The following is a 21184-nucleotide window of genomic DNA, read 5'->3' as shown; positions in this document are numbered from 1 at the left end:
CACACCACCGGCAAACGCCAGACCAGCAACACCAAGCACGCTCTTACGCAGCATCGTGTTCACGGGAAGCTCCATTCGGGGGTCGGCGCACACACGCCGACGGGGGTCGGCTCTCGTGGTGCGCAAGCACCGTCAGGCGCTCAAAGGGGGGAAAGTCTTGGGGGTCCGGCGTGCGGGGCGGGGGCCTCTTCGCGGCGCCGGGACCATGTGTAACGACCGGCGACCCACCATCATTCCGGGGCCCGCGCACCCGCCAGGCGGGGCGTCTTCTTCCTCGGCCGTTCACCCGTGTTCAACGACCCCGACCCGCCGACGATTCCGGCCCGGGGATGCCGCCGGTCACACCCCGAAACCGGACACCCGACCACACACGGCGCCGATCGCGACGCACGTGTCGGTTCAAGATGGGGACAACTTCACGGAAACTGTCGCCTCCGCGCCCGTGGAGACCACACTTTCCCTGGAGTTGCGCGGATCTTGAAACGGGACGGGCCGGACATCCGGGCGGCGCGGGACCACGACGCGGGTGTGGCCCGCCGTGACCGGCGCAGGGATCAAGCCTGACCGCCCGGAGGCGGGCACGGCGGGCCACACCCGACAAGCGCAACCAAAGGTCACGGCTCGAACTTGTAGCCCAGCCCCCGGACGGTGACGATGAAGCGCGGCGCGGACGGCTCCGGCTCGATCTTCGAGCGCAGTCGCTTGACGTGCACGTCCAGCGTCTTGGTGTCGCCCACGTAGTCGGCGCCCCAGACCCGGTCGATGAGCTGCCCCCGAGTGAGCACCCGGCCGGCGTTGCGCAGCAGCAGCTCCAGCAGCTCGAACTCCTTGAGCGGGAGCTGGACGGCGCCGCCGTCGACGGTCACCACGTGCCGCTCGATGTCCATCCGGACCGGGCCGGCGGCCAGCGTGGGCGCGCCGGACTCGCTCGCCTCCGCGCTCTGCCGGCGCAGCACCGCCCGGATCCGGGCCACCAGCTCGCGCGGGGAGTACGGCTTGGTCACGTAGTCGTCGGCCCCGATCTCCAGGCCGACCACCTTGTCGATCTCACTGTCCCGAGCGGTCACCATGATGATCGGGACGTGCGACCGCTGGCGGAGCTGGCGGCAGACCTCGGTGCCCGACATCTCCGGCAGCATCAGGTCGAGCAGCACGATGTCGGCGCCGGTCCGGTCGAACTCGGTGAGGGCGGAGGTACCCGTCGCGGCGACGGAGACCTCAAAACCCTCCTTGCGGAGCATGTAGGACAGGGCGTCGGAGAACGATTCCTCGTCCTCGACCACCAGTACGCGGCTCAACGGGTGTTTCCTTTCCTGTCGGTCAGGCCTGCCGGAGCTCGGCCGGGCCGGCCTCGATCCCAGCGGAGGAGAGTGTCGCCTCCAGGTCGTCCGGGGGGCTGGCGGGCAGCCGGAGGGTGAACGTCGACCCTCCACCAAGAGTGCTCGACACATCCACCCGACCGCCATGGTTGCTGGCGATGTGTTTGACGATGGCCAGGCCCAGGCCGGTGCCGCCGGTGGCGCGGGAGCGGGCCTGGTCGGCCCGGTAGAACCGCTCGAAGATCCGGTCGACCTCGTTCGGAGCGATGCCGATGCCCTGGTCGGCCACGGCGATCTCGACGTGCTCGTCGGTGGTTCGCGCGGTCACCCGCACGGTGGTGTCCTCGCCCGAGTAGTTGATGGCGTTCTCCACCAGGTTCGACACTGCTGTGGCGAGCTGGCTGTCACTGCCGTACACGGTGAGGCCGCGCTGGCCGTCCAGGACGATGTTCACCCGGCGGGCGGCGGCGGCGGTCCGGGTCCGGTCGATCACCTCGGCGATCACCCAGTCCACCGAGACCGGCTCCGGGGCGGGTTGCGGCTCGGCGCCCTGGAGCCGGGTGAGTTCCAGCAGCTCCTGGACCAGCCGGCCGAGCCGGGTGGACTCGTGCTGGATCCGCTCGGCGAACCGCCGAGCGGCGATCATGTCCTCGGAGAGGTCCGGCGGGGCCTCGCCGGCGGGCTCGGTGGCGTCCACCAGTGCCTCGGCGAGCAGTTGGAGGGCGCCGATCGGAGTCTTCAGCTCGTGGCTGACGTTGGCGACGAAGTCGCGCCGGACCCGGGCCAGGCGGTGCGACTCGGTGACGTCGGCCGCCTCGATCGAGATGTAGCCGCCCCCGAGTCCCATCGCCCGCAGGTGCACGCCGAGCGGGTTGTCTCCCCCGCTGTCGCGACCGCGCGGCAGGTCCAGCTCGATCTCGCGCCGCACGCCCGTGCGGCGGACCTGCCCGGCGAGGGTACGGATCAACGGGTGCGCCGCGATCGAGCCGGGGGTCGTCCCGGTACGGAGCAGCCCCATCGCCCGCGCCGCCGGGTTCACCAGCACCGGCACGTCGTCCGGGTCGAGCACGACCACGCCGGCGCGCAGCGCGTCGACCGTCTTCCGGCCGAGCCCGGAGAGCCCGCCCTGCTGGTCGTCCGGAATCGCGGGCCTCCCTGCACTCCGACGGGAGCCCTCGCCCCCTGACAACACCGACCGGCGCCGCCACTCCTGGACGGGCCGGGACAGCAGCAGCCCGGCGACCAGTCCGGTCACCAGAGCCACGGCCACCACGGCCGCCACCGCCCATTCCACCCGGCGATCGTAGGGTCATTGTTCATCTGGTGATCGGACAGAACCGGACGAACCACTCTCGCTTTCGGAGAAGTTCACTTCCGGGTCCCGCGTCGTTCACCCGCGTTCACCTTGACGCCGGTTCCCCCGGCCTACCGTGGGTCGCGCACCTGCTCACGCCGTACGCAGGCCGTCCCGGCCGCCGGCGGCCACCGACCCCAGGAAGTGACGATGCGCGACGAGTTCCGGGCCGACCTGCAGATTGTCAGCCAGCTGCTGGTGGACATGGCGGAGGGGGTGCGTGCCGCCATGCGCCAGGCCACCAAGGGCCTGCTCACCGCCGACCGCGGGGCGTCGGAGACCGTGATCGCGCGGGACGCCGAGATCGACGACCTCTACCGGCACGTGGAGGAGCGGGTCTGCGACCTGCTGGCCCGACAGGCGCCGGTCGCCTCCGACCTGCGCGCGATGATCACCGCCCTGCACGTGGCGGCCGACCTGGAGCGGATGGGCGACCTGGCCGACCACGTCGCCAAGACGGCGCTGCGCCGGCACCCCTCGCCCGCCGTGCCGGCCGAGCTGCGTCCGGTCTTCACCGACATGGCCGCCATCGCCGACCGGATGGCCGAGAAGATCGCCTCGGTGCTGGCCAAGCCCGACGCCGACCTCGCGGCCGAGCTGGACCGTGATGACGACGCCATGGACGACCTGCACAAGAGCCTCTTCGGCGTGCTGCTCGGCGACGACTGGCCGTACGGGGTGGAGACCGCCATCGACGCGACCCAGCTGGGGCGCTTCTACGAGCGCTTCGCCGACCACGCGGTGAACGCCGGCGAACACGTGGTCTACCTGATCACCGGGCAGGCCGCCCCCTCGCCGAACTGAGCCCGTACGCGATGAAGGCCCCCGGTCACCCGGGGGCCTTCATCGTCGGCGTCAGCGGCCCTGGTTGGCGACCGCGGCGGCGGCCTCCTTGGCGGCCTCCGGGTCCAGGTAGGTCCCGCCGAGGACCTGCGGGCGCAGGTCGGGGTCGAGGTCGTAGCGCAGCGGGATGCCGGTGGGGATGTTCAGCTTGGCGATCGCCTCGTCGGAGATCTGGTCGAGGTGCTTGACCAGGGCGCGCAGCGAGTTGCCGTGCGCGGCCACCAGCACCGTCCGGCCGGCCAGGACGTCCGGCACGATCGAGTCGTACCAGTAGGGCAGCATCCGGTCGACGACGTCCTTCAGGCACTCCGTACGCGGCATCAGCTCGGTGGGGAGCAGCGCGTACCGGGGGTCGCCGGCCTGCGACCACTCGTCGTTGTCGTCGATCGGCGGCGGCGGCGTGTCGTACGAGCGGCGCCAGAGCATGAACTGGTCCTCGCCGTACTCGTCCAGGGTCTGCTTCTTGTTCTTGCCCTGGAGAGCGCCGTAGTGCCGCTCGTTGAGCCGCCACGACCGGCGCACCGCGATCCAGTGCCGGTCGGCGGCGTTCAGCGCCAGTTCGGCGGTGCGGATCGCGCGGCGCAGCACGCTGGTGTGCACCACGTCGGGCAGCAGGTTGTGCGCGCGGAGCAGCTCGCCGCCGCGCCGCGCCTCGCTCTCCCCCTTGGCCGTCAGGTCGACGTCGACCCAGCCGGTGAAGAGGTTCTTGGCGTTCCAGTCGCTCTCGCCGTGCCGCAGCAGGACCAGCGTCCCGACGGTGGGCCCCTCGCTCGCAGTCATGCGGATCATCCTGCCGTACGCCATGGCCGGACACGCGGGGACGGGTGGTGACGACCACCACGTGGAAAAGCTGATGACCAGCGTTCCGGGGCGGCACTAGGTTGTAAGGCGTCTGAGATATATCGGTCATTACCGAACGGGGGCGTCGGCATGCGGACGGTGCGGGGCTGGTTCCGGGACACGACAGGCGGGCTGCCGCGGGCCTTCTGGTACCTGTGGACCGGCACCCTGATCAACCGGCTCGGCTCGTTCGTGCTGGTCTTCCTGGCCATCTACCTCACCCAGGCGCGCGGCTTCTCGGCGTCACAGGCCGGCCTGGTGATCGGGCTCTGGGGCGTCGGCGGTGCGGTCGGCACCACGGTCGGCGGCACCCTCGCCGACCGGTGGGGACGCCGGCCCACCCTGCTCACCGCGCACCTCGGCGCGGCCACCATGATGCTCGGGCTCGGCCTGGCCCGGCCACTCTGGGCGGTGGCCCTGGGCGCGCTGCTGCTGGGCACGTTCGCCGAGGCGGCGCGGCCGGCGTTCGGCGCCATGATGATCGACGTGGTGCCGGAGAAGGACCGGCTGCGCGCCTTCTCCCTGAACTACTGGGCGATCAACCTCGGGTTCGCCTGCGCCGCGGTCCTCGCCGGGTTCGCCGCCCAGGCCGGCTACCTGCTGCTCTTCGTGGTGGACGCGGCCACCACGCTGGTCACCGCGCTGATCATCTTCACCCGGGTACGCGAGACGCGGTCGACCGCGGCCGCCACGGTCCACAAGGACGGGGGCGCCTCGGCTGGTGCTCTGCGAACCATCCTCACCGACCGGGTCTACCTCGGCTTCGTGGCGCTCAACCTGTTCGGCGCGCTGGTCTTCCTCCAGCACATCTCGATGCTGCCGATCGCCATGGGCGACTCCGGCCTGAGCCCCGCCACCTACGGCTCGGTGATCGCACTCAACGGCGTGCTGATCGTGATCGGTCAGCTCTTCGTACCCAAGCTCATCAAGGGTCGGAGCCGGTCGCACGTGCTGGCCCTGGCCGCTCTGGTGATGGGCGTCGGTTTCGGGCTCACCGCGTTCGCCGACGCCGCCTGGCTCTACGGCCTCACCGTGCTCATCTGGACCGTCGGCGAGATGCTCAACTCGCCCTCCAACTCCACCCTCATCGCGGAGCTCTCCCCCGCCACGCTGCGTGGCCGCTACCAGGGCGTTTTCTCGCTCTCCTGGCAGGTGGCCGGGGCCGCCGCGCCGATCCTCGGCGGCCTGGTCCGGGAAAACATCGGCAACACCGCGCTGTGGCTCGGCTGCGCCGCGATCGGCGGTGCGATGGCGGTGGCCCACCTGGTCTCCGGCCCGGCCCGGGAGCGGCGAGCCGCGCAGCTGCGGACCGCCGCCACGCCGGTCCGGCCGGTCACGGTAGCCCGGACGCCGGCCCCCGAGTCCGCCGAGGCCGCGGCCACCGCACCCGCCGAGCCGGTCCACGCCTCCTGAGGTACGCCCCACGACTGATGTCTCAGCCGACGCGAGCCCCGGCCTGGTGACCAGGGCCACGCTGGTGCGGGGCGGCCCGGCTCCCTAGGGTCCGAGACGGAGCAGTTAACAAACCTTCCTGGAGGACGGGTGCGCGGCCTGCGGCGCTGGTGGGACGACACGGCCGGCGGGCTCCCCGCCACCTTCTGGTACCTCTGGTCCGGCCTGCTCATCAACCGGGCCGGCGCCTTCGCGATGCTCTTCCTGTCGCTGTACCTCACCGCCGCACGCGGCGCCTCCGCATCGCTCGCCGGACTGGTGGTCGGGGCGTACGGGGCGGGCGGCGCGGTGGGCACGCTGCTCGGCGGGGTGCTGGCCGACCGCTGGGGCCGCCGGACCACCCTGCTCGCCGCTCACCTCGCCGCGGCCGGGCTGATGGTGGCGCTGGCGTTCAGCCGGCACCTGGCGGTGATCGCCGTGCTGGCCGCGCTGGTCGGGGCGGTGCACTCGATGCCCGGCCCCGCCTTCGTGGCGGCGATCGTGGACGTGGTACCCGAAGACCGCCGCGCCCGCGCGTTCAACCTCCAGTTCTGGGCGTTCAACCTGGGGATGGCGATCGCGTCGCTGCTGGCGGGCGTGCTCGCGGAGGCGAGCTTCCTCGCGCTCTTCCTGGTCGACGCCGCCGCGACCCTGGCGGCGGCGGCCGTGATCGCCCTGAAGGTCCCCGAGACGCTGACCGGCCGCACCAGGATCCGCGTCCCCTCCGGGGTCCGTCGGCCGGGGCTGCACACCGCGCTGACCGACCGCGTCTTCCTGGTCTTCGTCGGGCTGACCTTCCTGCTGGCCGTGCTCACCATGCAGACCTCGACGATCATGCCGCTGGCCATGCGCGCCGACGGCCTGCGCCCCTCGGCGTACGGCGTGGTGGTGGCGCTGGGCGGCGCGCTCATCGTGGCCGGGCAGCTCTTCGTGCCCCGGCTGATCGCACCGCACCGGAAGGCGACCGTGCTGTCGGTCTCCACCGGCCTGATGGCGCTCGGCTTCGGCGCGCTGGCCGTCGCCGACCACCTTCCGGTCTACCTGGGCGCGGCGGTGGTCTGGACGGTGGGACAGATGCTGGCCGCGCCGCCGAACGCCCAGATCAACGCGGACCTCGCCCCGCCGGAGCTGCGCGCCCGCTACCAGTCGGTCTTCTACCTGACCTTCCCGGCGGCGTCCTTCGTGGCGCCGGCGCTGGGCGGGCTCAGCCTCCAGCACCTCGGCGAGCGGCACTGGCTCGTGGTGGGCGGGTTGGGCGTGGTCGCGGCCGTCGGGCACCTGCTGGCCGGGCCGTCCCGGGAACGCCGGGTCGCCGCGCTGCGGGCCACCGCGGACCGGGCGGAAGCACTGGCCGGGGGCCGCTGAATCGCGCCCTGGAACGGCGTCGAGCGCCCACCCCGACCCCCGTCAGGATGGGCGCTCGCACCGTACGCCCGGCGGCGGCGGGCGACCCTCACCCCCGTAAGCGTCGCCCGCTCGCGCCGCCGGTTCCACGGGTGGCACCGTCCCCCAACGGTGTGATCCACCCGATCCCTCGCGCCTCGCTTGCGCGGATCTGATCGATCCGCCGCTCCCCCGAACGATTCCAAGCGTGGCGCGGTGCAATAAAGTTAGTTCGCCCGGATTCCGGATTCAACCCAGATCGCTGTCTTGCCCGTCACAACATCCGTGTCGGGAATCCGGCTCTTCCTGCTCCGGGCCTTGCGATGGCCAACAGGGGATCCCCGCCAGCCATTCCCGCAAACCTCAGGCGTCCTCGCGATTTGGGTTCTCGGTGCGGAAGAAGTTGCTCTGCCGGCCGTCCCGCATCTGCTCCTGGTAGATCAGGTTCAGGCCGCGCAGGTCGAATGTCCGGAACCAGTCGTCCCAGGTGATCTCCCGGATCCGGCTGCTCTCCCGGTACCCCGGGATGTTGAAGGTCAGCACACCCGGCCGGCCCTCCCGCTCGGTGCCGGCGATGGTGGCCGGCTTGGCGCCGCGCGCCCGCGCCCAACGCTGGATCACCTCGTGGTTGGCGGTCACCAGGCTCCGGCCGGGACGCTCAGGACGATCCGCCAGTGAGGTGATCTGCTGGGAAGACCGCACTGAACGGGACGACGACTGGCCGCCACGGACACCCGTCACCTTCGCCACCACCGCACCACCGCCTCGGGAGGGCGGCGCCTTCGCGGCGGGCGCCTTCCTCGCCGCGGGCACCTTCTTCGCCGCGGGCGCCTTCTTCGCGGCGGGCACCCTCTTCGCCGCGGGCGCCTTCTTCGCGGCGGGCGCCCTCTTCGCCGCCGGCGCCCTCTTCGCCGCCGGCGCCCTCTTCGCCGCCGGCGCCTTCTTCGCGGCGGGCGCCTTCTTCGCGGCGGGCGCCTTCTTCGCGGCGGGCGCCTTCTTGGCCGCCGCCTTCTTCGCTGGGGCCTGCTTCGCGGGGGCGGCCTTCCTGGCCCGCGCACCCGTGACCTTCGCGGCGGGCGCCGCCTTGGCCGCGACGGTCCGCTTGGCCGGCGCCTTCTTGGCCGCCGCCTTCTTCGTGGCTGCGGCCCGCCCGGCCGGCCCGGTCGGCCTGCGTGCCGCGCCGCCACCACGGCCCTCCGCCCGGAGGGTCCGCGCCAGAGTCTTCACCAGTTCCGGCTTGCGCAGCGCGGAGATCCCGGAGACCCCGCGCCGGCGGAGCTGGCCCCGGATGTCGTCGACCTTCATCCGGGAGATCGCGGATTCGGAGATTCCCGGCGTGTTCGGGGTCTGGTTGCCCGCTTGCCGCTTGGTCCTCGTCGCAGTCGTGCCGCGACCTGAGCTGATGCGCTGAGCCATGGGACACGCTCCTCGACAGTCCGTCCTCGGCCCGCGGTGGGTCCCAGTGCCGCACCGCGCGGTGCGGCATACCCGTCAGGACGGGTCCGAACCTCCGATGCCCGAGGTCGCGCCAGCCGACGGCTCGAACAGGTGCGCGAACGCCGCCAGGTTGGCCGTCGACTCGCCCCGCTTGACTCGCCACTCCCACTCCCGACGGATGGCGGCGCCGAAGCCGATCTCCAGCATGCTGTCGAAGGACTCGTCGGCGTACGTGAGCACGGCGCCGAGCAACCGGTCCAGCTCCCCCTCGTCCACCCCGGCCAGGTTGACCCGACCGGTCAGGTAGACGTCGCCGACCGGGTCGATGGAAAAGGACACCGCGTACATCCGGGCGTTGCGCTGGAGCAGCCAGGCCCAGAGCTCCTCGCGGCGCTCGTCCGGCTGGCGCATCACGAACGCCTCGATCCGCAGCGCGTGCTCGCCGACGATCAGGTTGCAGATCGTCTTGAGCTTGTGCGTGCCCGGCAGGGTGACCGCGTACGACGCCTCGCCGGTGGACTCCCACTCGAGCTCGCGCTCGGCGCACACCGACTCGATCAGTGCGGCGACCTCACTCCTGCGGCTCATCGCACCCACTCTACGGTCGCTTCCCGGGCCCCGCCGCGCCGCAGCCGGTCACCAGGAACAGCAGAGCGCCGGGTCGCCGGAGAGCTGGCCGGCCAGCCGGGCCCGCTGCTCGGCGATCGCCTCGCCGTACACGGCGAGCAGGCCGGACACGGTGCGGTGCCAGGAGAAGTCGCGGGCGTGCCGCTCCGCCCCCCGGGCCAGGGCCACCCGGCGCAGCCGGTCCGGCAGCAGGCGGGCCAGCGTACGGGCCCAGTCGACCGGGTCGTGGCCGTCGACGAGCACCCCGCTGACCCCGTCCCGTACGGCGGTCACCAGACCGCCCACGGCGGCGGCCAGGACCGGCGTGCCGCAGGCCTGGGCCTCCAGCGCGACCAGCCCGAACGACTCGTTGTGCGACGGCACTGCGACCAGGTCGGCGGCGCGGTACAGGGCGGGCAGGTCGTCGCCGGTGCGCGGCGGCAGGAAGCGCACCCGGTCGGCGACGCCGAGCGAGGCGGCCAGCTCGATCAGCGCGGTGGGCCGGTCCAGGCCGCTGCCGCTCGGGCCGCCGCAGATCACCACGGTCACCTCGTCGGCGAGCGCGGGATCCCGCTCGCGTAGCGCGGCGACCGCCCGGATCAGCACGTCGGGGGCCTTGAGTGGCTGGATCCGGCCGACGAAGGCCACCACGTACCCGGAGGTGGGGAGGCCGAGGCGGCGGCGGGTGGCGAGCACCTCGCCGTCCTGGTCGCCGGCGGCCGGGCGGAACCGGTCCAGGTCCACACCGGGCTCCACCACGGCCACCCGGCCGGGGTCGGCGTCGTACCGGTCGATCAGGTCGCGGGCCTCGACCCGGGTGTTGGCGACCAGCCGGTCGGCCTCGGCGACCACCTGCTCCTCGCCGATCACGCGGGCCTTCGGCTCAGGCCGGTCCCCCGCGGCGAGTCGGGCGTTCTTGACCTTCGCGAGGGTGTGCGCGGTGTGCACCAGCGGCACGCCCCAGCGCTCCTTGGCCAGCCAGCCGACCTGGCCGGAGAGCCAGTAGTGCGAGTGGATCAGATCGTAGTGGCCCGGCGGGCGGGCCGCCTCGGCGCGCAGCACGCCGGCGGTGAAGGCGCAGAGCTGACCGGGCAGTTCCTCCTTGGTCAGCCCTTCGAGCGGGCCGGAGGTGACGTGCCGGACGTGCACGCCGGGCGCCATCTCGACCACCGGCGGCAGGTCGCCGGAGGTGGCCCGGGTGAAGATCTCCACCTCGACGTCGGCCTCGGCCAGCCGCCGGGCGACCTCGAGGATGTAGACGTTCATGCCGCCGGCGTCGCCCGTGCCGGGCTGGTGCAGCGGCGAGGTGTGCACGGAGAGGGTGGCGATCCGGCGCGGCCGCGGCCACGGCTGGGCGCCTCGCTGACGACCGACACCGGTGTGCAACTCCGCCACGTCCGCTCCCTCTGTCACGGTTGATGCCGTCCCGCACGACCGGCGCATCTCAGTCAACCTCCGCGCCGGATGTCATCTTCCCCATCGGGCTTCGGAAATGCGTGTGGGCGGGCTCGGGCGTGACGGACCTCATCACCGTGCCCGAGTGGGGGTCGGGGGAGAATGACCGGATGACCTCTGTCGCCATCGTTACCGGGGCCTCCAGCGGGATCGGCGCGGCCACCGCCCGCCGGCTGGCCGCCGAGGGTTTCCACGTGCTCGCCGCCGCGCGGCGTACCGACCGGCTGGCCGGCCTGGTCGCCGAGATCGAGGCGGCCGGCGGCGCGGCCACCGCGGTGGAGTGCGACGTCACCTCGGACGAGTCGGTCGCCGGCCTGGCCGCGGCGGCCGCCGCCGCGCCTGGCCCGGTCACCCTGCTGGTCAACAACGCCGGCGGGGCCCGCGGCCTGGACCCGGTGGAGTCCGGCTCGGTGGGCGACTGGCAGTGGATGTACGAGGTGAACGTGCTCGGCACGGTCCGGGTCACCCAGGCGCTGCTGCCCGCGCTGGAGGCGTCCGGCGCCGGCACCATCGTGATCATCGGCTCCACCGCCGGTCAGGTGGTCTACGAGGGCGGGGGCGGCTACACCGCCGCCAAGCACGCGCAGACGGCGGTCGCCGGCACCCTCCGGCTGGAGCTGTGCGGCCGGCCGGTCCGGGTGATCGAGATCGACCCCGGCATGGTGCGGACCGAGGAGTTCGGCCTGGTCCGGTTCGACGGCGACGCCGACCGGGCCGCCGCCGTCTACGCCGGGGTGGCCGAGCCGCTGGTCGCCGAGGACATCGCCGACTGCGTCGCCTGGTGCGCCACCCGCCCGCAGCACGTGAACATCGACCAACTCGTGGTCCGCCCCCTGGCCCAGGCCGCCCAGCACAAGGTGCACCGGGTTTAGTGTGAAGCGCGAGGAGTGAGCCGGGTTTGCGAGCCCCGCAGTCGCGAACGGAGGCGCTGCTGATGCAGCGGCGGCCGCTCGGCGTGGTCACCCGCGGGACGACGAATCCCAACCGGCTCCGGCGGGTGGACAACTGGATCGTCGAGACCTGCGGCGAGTCGCTGCGCGCCGCCACCGACCCGCTGGTGGTCGACCTGGGCTACGGCGCCACCCCGATCACCGCCGTCGAGCTGCGGGCCCGGCTCGCGGCCGGGGTCCGCGCCGATGTCCGGGTGGTCGGGCTGGAGATCGATCCGGTACGCGTGGCCGCCGCCCAGCCGGCCGCCGACCCGCCCGGGCTGACCTTCGCCCGGGGCGGCTTCGAACTGGCCGGGCTGCGTCCCGCCCTGGTCCGGGCGTTCAACGTGCTGCGCCAGTACGACGAGAGCGAGGTCGCCGACGCCTGGCGTACGGTCACCGAGCGGCTGGCCCCGGGCGGGCTGCTGGTCGAGGGGACCTGCGACGAGCTGGGGCGGCTCGGCAGCTGGGTGCTGCTCGACGCGGCCGGACCGCGCACCCTGACCCTGGCCGCGAAGCTGACCACCCTGGCGAGCCCGGCCCAGTTCGCCGAGCGGCTGCCGAAGGCGCTGATCCACCGCAACGTCCCGGGCGAGCGGATCCACGACCTGCTCCGCGCGCTGGAGGACGCCTGGCAGGCCTGCGCGGGTTACGCCCCCTTCGGCCCCCGCCATCGCTGGGTTGAAACGGTCAGAGCGGTCAAACATGCCGGCTGGCCCGTCCTCGACCGCCCCCGCCGCCGGCGCCACGGCGAACTCACCGTCCCCTGGCCCACCATCGCCCCCACCTGACCCCGGCGGAGCGGGGCCCGGGAGGTCAGATGACGCAGTTGATGAGGACAGGTTCGGGGTGGAGGGTGACGCCGAAACGGTCGTGAACGCCGTCGCGGATCTCCCGGGCCAGGGCAATCAGGGCGGCGGCGTGGGCGGTGCCGCTGCGGTTGGTCAGGGCGAGGGTGTGCTTGCTGGAGATGGCCACCCCCTCCGGGCCGGCGTACCCCTTGCTGAAGCCGGACTTGTCGATCAGCCAGGCGGCGCTGACCTTGACCAGGTCCCCGGGGCAGGGCCAGGACGGCGGCTCACCGAGATCGGCGGAGCGCTCCCGGAGCAGCTCGTACGCCGAGCGCTCGAGCACCGGGTTGGTGAAGAACGAGCCCACCGACCAGGTGTCCGGGTCGTCCGCGTCGAGCACCATGCCCTTGCCGGCGCGCAGCCGCAGCACGGTGGCCCGGGCGGCGGCCAGCGGCACCCGGTCGCCCACCTCGACGCCGAGCGCCCGACCCAGCTCGGCGTAGCGCACCGGGCCGGAGACCGGGGAACGGGTGAGCCGGAAGTCGACCGAGAGCACCACCCACCGGTCGCTGTACTTGAAGATGCTGCTCCGGTAGGCGAAGCCGCAGTCGGCGGCGGCGATCCGGACGACCTCCCGGTGCGTGCGGTCGTACGCCGCCACGGCGGTGATGGTCTCGGCCACCTCCTGGCCGTACGCCCCGACGTTCTGGATCGGGGTGGCGCCGGCCGAGCCGGGGATCCCGGAGAGGCACTCCAGCCCTGACCAGCCCTGCGCCACGGTGGCGGCGACCAGGTCGTCCCAGGGCTCGCCGGCCTCGACCCGTACGGTGACCGTGTCGGCGTCCTCCGCGACCACCCGGTAGCCGCGGGAGCGGATCAGGACGACCGTGCCGGGGAAGCCCTGGTCGCCGATCACCACGTTGCTGCCGCCGGCCAGCACGAAGACCGCTTCCTCCCGGGTCTCCGCCTCCTGCACCTTTTGTACGATTTCCTCGGCACTGGTGGCGGTCTCCAGCCGCCCAGCGGGGCCACCGAGGCAGAGCGTGGTGTAGCGCGCCAGGGTGACCGGGTCGGTCGGGTCGACTCCGGTGGCCGGTTCGGCGTAGACGTCGGACACGCCTTTCACCCTAGGCTGAGGGGTAGCCGCGGCACCCACCGGTGGCCCGGTCACCCCCGGGAGGATTGCGATGAGCAGACTGCACGGCACGAAGGACTTCTGGATCGGCGCGCTGCGGACCGAGGGTCCGACCTTCGCCGCCGCCGTCGCGGAGGCGCCCCCGGAGACTCCGGTGCTGTCCTGTCCCGGCTGGACGGTCTCCGACCTCGCCCACCACCTCACCGGGGTCTACTGCTGGGCCCGCACGGTGGTGACCGCCGGGACCACCACCCGGCCGGAGCGGCACGACCCGGAGCCGCCGGCCGACCTCGCCCCCGCCGAGTGGTTCCGCCAGGAGTACGACCGGCTCATGGCGCTCTTCGAGGGGCTGGACCCGGAGACCCCGGCCTGGAACTTCGCGCCGCAGCCGAAGAAGGCGGGGTTCTGGCCGCGCCGGGTGGCGCACGAGACGGCGGTGCACCGCTGGGACGCCCAGCTCGCGATCGGCGCCGGTGAGCCGATCGAGGCCAAGCTCGCGGCCGACGGGGTGAGCGAGGTGCTGGACACCTGGCTGCCGGCGGGGCGGCGGATCACACCGGGGCAGTGGCACGGGATGGTGCGGCTGACCGCGACCGACGCCGCCCAGGAGTGGTACCTGCGGCTGCGCGGCGAGGGGGTGGCCCTGCTGGACACCGCGACCATCCTCGACCACGACGACCACCACGCCCGGGTGCAGGTCACCGGCACCGCCAGCGACCTGCTGCTGGCGGTGATGGGCCGGATCAGCTTCGACGCCCTCGGGGTGGCCGGCGACCGCCGCCTGCTCGACGGGCTGCGGGTGGGCTGACCCGCCGGTACCCGGAGGTGATCTCCCGGAACGGGCTGTGACGAGGTGGTGGGAGCGGGGATGACGACGGCACAACGACCGACCCTGGAGGCGGTGGCCCAGCGGGCCGGGGTGTCCCGGGCCACGGTCTCCCGGGTGGTCAACGGCTCCACCACGGTCGCGGAATCGATCCAGCAGGCGGTCCGCCAGGCGGTCGAGGAGCTGGGGTACGTCCCGAACCTCGCCGCCCGGAGCCTGGTCACCCAGCGCACCGACTCGGTCGCCCTGGTCATGCCCGAGGCGCCCACCCGGGTGTTCTCCGACGACCAGGTCTTCCCGGGCATCATCCGCGGGGCGGCGCAGGAACTGGAGGCGGCGGACAAGCAGCTCGTGCTGATGCTGGCCGGCTCGCCGGCCGGCCACGAACGGGTCGAGCGGTACACCACCGGCCGGCACGTGGACGGGGTGCTGTTCGCCTCGTTGCACGGCGAGGACCCGCTGCCCGGCAGGCTGGCCCGGCTGGGCATCCCGGTGGTGTGCAGCGGCCGACCGTTGGACGGCGCCGAGGTGCCGTACGTCGACGTCGACCACGAGGGCGGGGTCGCCCGGGCGGTGCGGTACCTGATCGAGAGCGGCCGGCAGCGGATCGCCACCATCGCCGGCCCGCAGGACATGGTCGCCGGCATCGAGCGGCTGCTGGGATATCGGAAGGCGGTCGCCGAGGCCGGTCTGCCGGAGATGGTCGCGTACGGGGACTTCACCCGGGAGTCCGGTGCGGCGGCCATGCGGCAACTGCTCGCCGCGCACCCGGACCTGGACGCGGTCTTCGCCGCGTCCGACCTCATGGCGCACGCCGCCCTGCGCACCCTCCGGGAGGCGGGGCGACGGGTGCCGGCCGACGTCGCGGTGATCGGCTTCGACGACATCGAGACGGCGGCGTACACCGAGCCCCCGCTGACCACGATCCGGCAGCCGATAGTGGAGCTGGGTCGGGCGATGACCCGGCAACTGCTCCGGATCGCGGCGGGCGAGACGGTCGAGCAGGCGCTCATGCTGCCGACCGAGCTGATGGTCCGCGAGTCGGCGTAGGCGAGGGACACGAGGGCCGGGGCCGGGGGTGCGACACCCCCGGCCCCGGCCGTCCCGGACGGTTCTCCTACGACCCGGACAACCGCGCGATCACCGCGTCCGCGTCGCGGACCAGGACGGCGCGCACCTCGGCGTTCGGCACGACCTTCGGGTCACCGGCCAGCTCCTTGACCGACCGGAGTTCCCGTACCGCCTGCTTGTCGAGCCCCTGGTCGGCGAACCGGTCGGCCCGGTCCAGCGGCTTGTGCAGCTGGCTCGCGCTCGACGCGGAGAGCCAGCCGGTGGCCCGGAACCGGTCCACCAGGTTGCCCAGGTCCTCGGTCGAGGTCGTCACGGTGAACGTGACCGACCGGGTCGACCGGTTGCCCGCCTCGTCGGTCGCCACCACGGTGAGCGTGTGCTCGCCGAGCGACAGCTCGTAGAGCGGCAGCAGGGTGTTGTCGAGGATCGGCCGCCCGTCGAGCGTGCCGACCAGCGACGCGAGCCCCGACGTGCCGTCGGTCGCCGAGTAGGTGATCCGCACGTCCTGGCTGTCGCCGTACCGGGCGCCGGCCGCCACCCCGGAGAGGAGCACCGCCGGAGCCGTACCGTCGATCTTCAGCACGGCCGACTTCACGTCCTCGACGTTGCCCGCCCGGTCCGTCGCCCGGTACCGGAGGGTGTGGTTGCCGTCGCCGCGCACCTCCACCGAGTCGGTGTACGGCGTCCAGGCGCCGCCGTCGAGCGAGTACTCGATCTTCGCCACCCCGGACGTCTGATCGGCGGCCGTGATGGTGACCGGCACCGCACCGTTGTGCCACCCCGCGTCCCCTGGCGGGGCGAACGTCGCGGCCGAGACGGGGGCGGTCCCGTCGAGCTTGAGCACCAGTTTCCGCGGCTCCTCGACGTTGCCGGCGAGGTCCACCGAGCGGTACTCGACGGTGTGCTCACCGTCGCCGGCCACCGGAATCGGCCCGGTGTACGGGGTCCACCCGCCGCCGGTCCGGTACTCCGTCCGCGCCACGCCGCTGTCGCCGTCGGTGGCCGTCAGGGCCACCGTGACGTCGGAGCGGAACCAGCCGCCGTCCGGCGCGGCCGGCGAGGTCGTCGCCAGCGTGGTGGGTGCGACGGTGTCCGCCGGCAGCTCCTTGAGCCGGATGTTGCGGAAGTGGACGTCGTCACCGTTGCCGTGGTTCTGAATCCCGACATAGCTGGGCTGCCGCATCCGCGCCGGGTCGGGGTTGACGAACTGGTTGATCTTCACACCGTTCAGGTAGACCACGATGCTCTGGCCACGGACCACGATCTCGTACGAGTTCCACTGCCCCGGCGGCTTGAGCGCGGCGTCCCGGGCGGCCAGGTCGGCCGACTGGAAGTTGTAGATCGCCCCGGTCGTCTTCTCCGGTACGTCCGTGGCGTCGATCTGGATCTCGTGCCCCTGGTTGACGGCCGACCACGGGTCGGTGCCCGGGTTCGGGAACCCGACGAAGACCCCGGAGTTGTCGTCCCCGGCCATCTTCCAGTCCAGCTTCAGGCTGTAGTCGCGGAAGCTCTGGTCGTACCAGTGCAGGCCCAGCCCGCCGTACGACAGCAGGGTGCAGTCGGCGGCGTGCAGGAACCCACCCGGCCCGGCCTGCTTCCACCTGGCCAGGCTCGCCGAGGTGCCGTCGAAGAGGCTGGTGTAGCCGGCCTCCGGGACGGTCGGCGTGCAGGCGTTCTGCGGCGCGTCGTCGAGCCGGAAGAAGTCGAACGACGCCGGGTTGCCGGTGCCGTTGAAGGCGGCGAGGCCCACCTTCGGGTTCGGCACGGCGGCGAGGTCCCGGGGCCGCCCGACGGTGGTCCACTGCTCGCCGTCGGTCGAGTACGCCGCCGTCAGGGTCCGCCCGTCGCTGGTGACCTTCATCCAGACCGTGTGCGGGAAGTCCACGGCCAGGTTGGGCGACCGGTCGACGGCGCCCCCGTCGATCGGCGAGCCGCCCTGCTGCTGGATGAACTCGAAGTTGCGCACCCCACTGTCGGTCCGGATGAACGAGAACTTGACGAAGTTCGGGTCGTCGCCGTGGACGATCAGGCCTGCCTGCTCCCACGTGTCGCTGTGGTCGATGGTCACCTTCGTCACGGCCTGCCACGCCCCGTCCGGGGCGTCCTGCAGCAGGATGTTCTTCGCGTCGGTGGCGCCGCCGTACATGTCACCCGCCAGGGCGTCGATCTGCAGCGACCCGCCGACGAGCCGGTGGTGCGCGGGGTCCTCGCGCAGCACCGTCCACCGACACCGGTCGATGACCTCGCCGGTGAACTCGTCGTCCGGGTTCACCTCGGCGGACGGGTCTGCGCAGGGCGGTGCCACCCGGTAAGTGTTCACCGTCACGGTGGCCGACGCGGCCAGCCCGGACGGATCCTTCGCGGTGACCTTGGCGGTGTGGATACCAGCCTTGGTGTAGGTGTGCGTCGGGTTCTGGTCGGTCGACGTCGCTCCGTCACCGAACTCCCAGGCGTAGGTCAGCGGGTCGCCGTCCCGGTCGGTGCCGGCGGCGGTGAACCGCACGGTCGCCGGGATCTCCGCCTGGGTGACGTCGGCCGACGCGGTCACGTCCGGGCGGGTGCTCGACGCCACACCCTTGCCGTGGAAGGTGAACTCGTCGACGTCGAAGAGTCCGCCGCCGGAACCCTTGAACACCAGGTAGAGCCGGTGGGTGCCGCCGGGGTCGGTGACCGGGACGACCGGGCTGTCGACGTAGTTGTCCCAGCCGCCGGTGTTCGCCACGGCCAGGCTGGCGACCAGGGGTCCGTCCGGCCGGTCCGTGCGGAACTCGACGGTGCCGCCTCCGCCGCCGGAGGAGAGCCGGGCCTGGACGCCGGTGATGCCGGTCAGGTTGTACGTGTCGAACGCGATCCAGTCCCCGTTGTCGATGTATCCGACGCGCTTCCCGCCGTGCGCGCCACCCGCGTCGACGACCTGGATCCCGTTGGCCTCGGTGAAGTGCTCACCCTGCCGGACCCGTGGCTGGAGGACCAGCCGGGTCTGTCCGGTGAGCGGCGGCACGCCCTGGGCACCCTGGTCGGTGTAGGTCGCGGCGAGCACGCCGTAGAGGTTGGCGTCGGCGCTGTGGCCGTCCTCGGCGACGGTGTCGAGCACCCCCTCGCAGGCGTGCGTCTGGACCAGCCCGTGACTGTGGGTATCGTGGCCGAGGGCGTAGTCGATCTGCACGGTCCCGCAGTCGACCTCGCCGTCCTCCGGGTCGGTGACCCGCGCGGTGAACGGCACCCGGTCACCGAACTGGAACACGCCACCGGCGGGCGGGGCGGCGAACTCGACCCGCGGCGCCGTGTTGCCGACCGTGATCTGCACGGTCGCCGTTCCGGTCGTACCTGCCTGGTCGGTCAGCGTGAGCCGGGCGGTGAACTGTCCGTTCGTGGTGTAGGTGAAGGTGGGGTCCGGCTCGGTCGAGTCGACCGTGCCGTCGTCGGTGAAGTCCCAGGCGTAGGTGAACGAGTCGCCCGGGTCGGGATCCCGGGACCCGGCGGAGGAGAAGGCCACGGTGAGCGGGGCCGACCCGGAGGTCGGGTTGGCGCTCACCGCCGGGATCGGGGCGCGCTTGCCCTTGACGTAGTCGATCCGGTAGACGGCCGAGTCCGGCGCGCCACCGAAGTAGCCGCTGCCGTAGTCGAGGACGTAGAGGGAGCCGTCGGGGCCGAACTCGATGTCCATCGGCCGCACGACCTGCTCGGGGAACGGGTTGATGCTCTGCGGCTGGCCGGCGTCGTCCAGGACGACGTTCTTGATCCAGCCGCGTCCCCACTCCGCCGCGAAGAACGTGCCGTCGTAGTACGCGGGGAACTTGGTGTCCGACCTCAGGTCGGGGTCGTACCGGTAGACGGGGCCGCCCATCGGCGACTCGCTGCCGTCGCCGAACTCGGGCACCGAGGCGCCGTCGTACGTGAGCCACGCCGGCTGCGCGGCCGGCAGGTCCTGCCTGCCGGTGTTGTGCGGCGACGTGTTCCGCGGGGCGGCGCAGTCGAACTTCGGCCCGGAGGTCCCGGTGGCGAAGTCGTAATCGTTGTACGCGACATTCGGGCCGACGCAGTACGGCCACCCGAAGTTGCCGGGGCCGCGGATCTGGTTGAACTCCACCATCCCGGCCGGGCCACGGTTCGGGTCGGCGGCGCCGGCGTCGGGGCCGTACTCGCCGAGGTAGAGCCAGCCGGTCTTCGGGTCGACGGTGAAGCGGAAGGGGTTGCGGAAGCCCATCGCGTAGACCTCGGGCCGGGTGCCGGCGGTGCCGGCCGGGAAGAGGTTGCCCGACGGCGACTGGTAGCTGCCGTCGGCGGCCACCTTGATGCGCAGCACCTTGCCGCGCAGGTCATTGGGGTTGGCCGAGGAGCGCTGCGCGTCGTAGGCCGGGTTGCGGCTGGCCCGCTCGTCGATCGGGTTGTAGCCGTTGGAAGCGAAGGGGTTGCTGTCGTCGCCGGTGGAGAGGTAGAGGTTGCCGGCCGCGTCGAAGGCGATGTCACCGCCCGCGTGGCAGCAGATGCCCCGGTTGGCGGGCACGTCGAGGATCTTCTGCTCGGTGGTCAGGTCCAGGGCTGCCCCGGCGAGCTTGAAGCGGGACAGTCGGTTCACCCCGTCGAAGCGCGCGAAGTCCGCGCTGGTGCCGTCGTTCGGCGCGTCCCCCTCCGGGGTGTCCAGCGGTGGCGCGTAGTAGAGGTAGATCCAGCCGTTGGTGGCGAAGTCCGGGTCGACCCCGATGCCCTGCAGCCCGTCCTCGTCGTGGTTGTAGACCGGGATCCGGCCGGCGAGGCTGGTCACGCCCTGCGGTGTGGTGAGGAAGACGCGGCCGTCGCGGGAGGTGTGCAGCACGCGCCGCTCGGGCAGCACCGCGAGGTTCATCGGCTCGCCGGTGGTGTCCGCGCCCTTGGCGAGAGTGACCTGCGCGAAGTTGTCGTCGACCGTCGCACCGCAGTCCGCCGGCACGACACCGGCCGCCGTCCGGATGCCGCCGAGCAGGTGCTTGAGGAATTCGGGCTCGCTGTACGAGGCGTCGGTGTGGCCGCCGCCCGTGTACCAGGACCGGCCGCCGTCGTACTGCTGGCACCAGGCGATCGGGTGGCTCGTGCCCATCGCGCCCGTCCCCGCGCCGTACGACCGCTCGTCGAGGGCCGCGAGCACATGCACCTTGCCGCGCGGGTCGGTGCGGTAGTTGTACCACTCGTCGGTGCGGACCCACCGGTCCGGCAGCGGCTCGGTGGACGGGTGCACGTGGTCGTCCACCTTGACCGTGGCCTGCTGGATGGCCGGGTGCGAGTTGAAGTACGCGCCGACGAGCTTGCCGTACCACGGCCACTCGTACTCGGTGTCCGAGGCGGCGTGCACGCCGGCATACCCACCGCCCTGACGGATGTACCGCTCGAAGGCCGCCTGTTGCTCGTCGTTGAGCACGTCGCCGGTGGTGGAGAGCCAGACGACCGCGTCGTACCGGGCCAGGTTCGCGTCGGTGAAAGCCTCGGCGTCCTCGGTCGCGTCGACCGCGAAGTCGTTCTCCTGCCCGAGCTTCTGGATCGCCGCGATCCCGGCGGGGATCGAGTCGTGCCGGAACCCCGCGGTCTTGGAGAAGACCAGGGCCCGGAAGCCCGGTTCGGCCGCCGTGGCGGGCGTCGACAGGCTCCCGGCTATCGGCAGCGCCAGCAGCGCACCGAGCGCTGCCGACAGCAGACGGCGTAGCGGCATACGGGACACGGCGCCTCCTCACCCGATCGATCAGCTTCTACGCGGGACCTTAATCGGCGAAAAACACAAAGGACAGATGTC

At 72.4% G+C, this 21184-nt stretch carries 15 protein-coding genes; 7 read left to right on the top strand and 8 right to left on the bottom strand.

Annotated elements, in window-relative coordinates:
• Positions 1–614 precede the first annotated feature (614 nt).
• Together ACFYOS_RS32265 and ACFYOS_RS32260 are read right to left on the bottom strand one after the other, a co-directional pair.
• Complete coding sequence (locus tag ACFYOS_RS32265; RefSeq protein WP_387149771.1) at positions 615–1298, bottom strand: response regulator; 684 nt, start codon at positions 1296–1298, stop codon at positions 615–617.
• 22 nt (positions 1299–1320) lie between these two features.
• Positions 1321–2613, bottom strand: a complete 1293-nt coding sequence (locus ACFYOS_RS32260) for a sensor histidine kinase (protein ID WP_387149768.1) — start codon at positions 2611–2613, stop codon at positions 1321–1323.
• 210 nt (positions 2614–2823) lie between these two features.
• Here ACFYOS_RS32260 and phoU point away from each other — a divergent pair, with 210 nt between their 5' ends.
• Positions 2824–3477, top strand: coding sequence for a phosphate signaling complex protein PhoU (gene phoU, locus ACFYOS_RS32255; RefSeq protein ID WP_387149765.1), 654 nt, complete (start codon positions 2824–2826; stop codon positions 3475–3477).
• Between the two features lie 51 nt (positions 3478–3528).
• Here the strand turns inward: phoU and ACFYOS_RS32250 are convergent, their stop codons facing one another.
• Positions 3529–4296, bottom strand: a complete 768-nt coding sequence (locus ACFYOS_RS32250) for a phosphoglyceromutase (protein ID WP_387149762.1) — start codon at positions 4294–4296, stop codon at positions 3529–3531.
• 150 nt (positions 4297–4446) lie between these two features.
• Here ACFYOS_RS32250 and ACFYOS_RS32245 point away from each other — a divergent pair, with 150 nt between their 5' ends.
• On the top strand, positions 4447–5769 hold the full coding sequence (locus tag ACFYOS_RS32245; protein ID WP_387149759.1) for an MDR family MFS transporter: 1323 nt from the start codon (positions 4447–4449) through the stop codon (positions 5767–5769).
• Positions 5770–5898: 129 nt separating this feature from the next.
• On the top strand, positions 5899–7152 hold the full coding sequence (locus tag ACFYOS_RS32240) for an MFS transporter (RefSeq protein ID WP_387149756.1): 1254 nt from the start codon (positions 5899–5901) through the stop codon (positions 7150–7152).
• Between the two features lie 381 nt (positions 7153–7533).
• Here the strand turns inward: ACFYOS_RS32240 and ACFYOS_RS32235 are convergent, their stop codons facing one another.
• The 3 genes from ACFYOS_RS32235 to mshA form a co-directional block, all read right to left on the bottom strand.
• Complete coding sequence (locus tag ACFYOS_RS32235; protein WP_387149786.1) at positions 7534–8388, bottom strand: hypothetical protein; 855 nt, start codon at positions 8386–8388, stop codon at positions 7534–7536.
• Positions 8389–8661: 273 nt separating this feature from the next.
• Entirely contained in the window at positions 8662–9195 is a 534-nt protein-coding gene (locus tag ACFYOS_RS32230) for a YbjN domain-containing protein (RefSeq protein ID WP_387149753.1), read from the bottom strand.
• Between the two features lie 48 nt (positions 9196–9243).
• Entirely contained in the window at positions 9244–10608 is a 1365-nt protein-coding gene (gene mshA / locus ACFYOS_RS32225; RefSeq protein ID WP_387149750.1) for a D-inositol-3-phosphate glycosyltransferase, read from the bottom strand.
• A 170-nt stretch (positions 10609–10778) separates the two neighbouring features.
• On the opposite strand from mshA, the gene ACFYOS_RS32220 reads away from it, so the two are divergent.
• On the top strand, positions 10779–11540 hold the full coding sequence (locus ACFYOS_RS32220) for an SDR family NAD(P)-dependent oxidoreductase (protein ID WP_387149747.1): 762 nt from the start codon (positions 10779–10781) through the stop codon (positions 11538–11540).
• Positions 11541–11602: 62 nt separating this feature from the next.
• Positions 11603–12388, top strand: a complete 786-nt coding sequence (locus tag ACFYOS_RS32215) for a class I SAM-dependent methyltransferase (protein ID WP_387149744.1) — start codon at positions 11603–11605, stop codon at positions 12386–12388.
• A 25-nt stretch (positions 12389–12413) separates the two neighbouring features.
• Here the strand turns inward: ACFYOS_RS32215 and ACFYOS_RS32210 are convergent, their stop codons facing one another.
• Positions 12414–13505 carry a UDP-N-acetylmuramate dehydrogenase gene (locus ACFYOS_RS32210; RefSeq protein ID WP_387149741.1) on the bottom strand — a complete coding sequence of 364 codons (1092 nt, stop codon included), beginning with the start codon at positions 13503–13505 and terminating at the stop codon, positions 12414–12416.
• 70 nt (positions 13506–13575) lie between these two features.
• Between ACFYOS_RS32210 and ACFYOS_RS32205 the strand changes: the two genes are divergently transcribed.
• Positions 13576–14331, top strand: coding sequence for a maleylpyruvate isomerase family mycothiol-dependent enzyme (locus tag ACFYOS_RS32205; protein WP_387149738.1), 756 nt, complete (start codon positions 13576–13578; stop codon positions 14329–14331).
• A 60-nt stretch (positions 14332–14391) separates the two neighbouring features.
• Positions 14392–15399, top strand: a complete 1008-nt coding sequence (locus ACFYOS_RS32200) for a LacI family DNA-binding transcriptional regulator (RefSeq protein WP_387149736.1) — start codon at positions 14392–14394, stop codon at positions 15397–15399.
• A 67-nt stretch (positions 15400–15466) separates the two neighbouring features.
• Here ACFYOS_RS32200 and ACFYOS_RS32195 read toward each other — a convergent pair whose 3' ends face one another.
• Positions 15467–21103 carry a ThuA domain-containing protein gene (locus ACFYOS_RS32195; protein ID WP_387149783.1) on the bottom strand — a complete coding sequence of 1879 codons (5637 nt, stop codon included), beginning with the start codon at positions 21101–21103 and terminating at the stop codon, positions 15467–15469.
• Positions 21104–21184: the final 81 nt, after the last annotated feature.

Source organism: Micromonospora sp. NPDC005806, assembly GCF_042871425.1.
GTDB lineage: Bacteria > Actinomycetota > Actinomycetes > Mycobacteriales > Micromonosporaceae > Micromonospora.
The sequence above is the reverse complement of the archived record's forward strand: the minus strand, read 5'-3'. Positions and strand labels throughout refer to the sequence as shown.

Bases quoted from the DNA above. Each gene is read 5' to 3' on its own strand.
- phoU (WP_387149765.1), top strand. From the start codon at position 2,824: ATGCGCGACGAGTTCCGGGCCGACCTGCAGATTGTCAGCCAGCTGCTG.
- ACFYOS_RS32205 (WP_387149738.1), top strand. From the start codon at position 13,576: ATGAGCAGACTGCACGGCACGAAGGACTTCTGGATCGGCGCGCTGCGG.
- ACFYOS_RS32220 (WP_387149747.1), top strand. From the start codon at position 10,779: ATGACCTCTGTCGCCATCGTTACCGGGGCCTCCAGCGGGATCGGCGCG.
- ACFYOS_RS32230 (WP_387149753.1), bottom strand. From the start codon at position 9,195: ATGAGCCGCAGGAGTGAGGTCGCCGCACTGATCGAGTCGGTGTGCGCC.
- ACFYOS_RS32250 (WP_387149762.1), bottom strand. From the start codon at position 4,296: ATGACTGCGAGCGAGGGGCCCACCGTCGGGACGCTGGTCCTGCTGCGG.
- ACFYOS_RS32245 (WP_387149759.1), top strand. From the start codon at position 4,447: ATGCGGACGGTGCGGGGCTGGTTCCGGGACACGACAGGCGGGCTGCCG.
- ACFYOS_RS32195 (WP_387149783.1), bottom strand. From the start codon at position 21,103: ATGCCGCTACGCCGTCTGCTGTCGGCAGCGCTCGGTGCGCTGCTGGCG.
- ACFYOS_RS32200 (WP_387149736.1), top strand. From the start codon at position 14,392: ATGACGACGGCACAACGACCGACCCTGGAGGCGGTGGCCCAGCGGGCC.
- ACFYOS_RS32215 (WP_387149744.1), top strand. From the start codon at position 11,603: ATGCAGCGGCGGCCGCTCGGCGTGGTCACCCGCGGGACGACGAATCCC.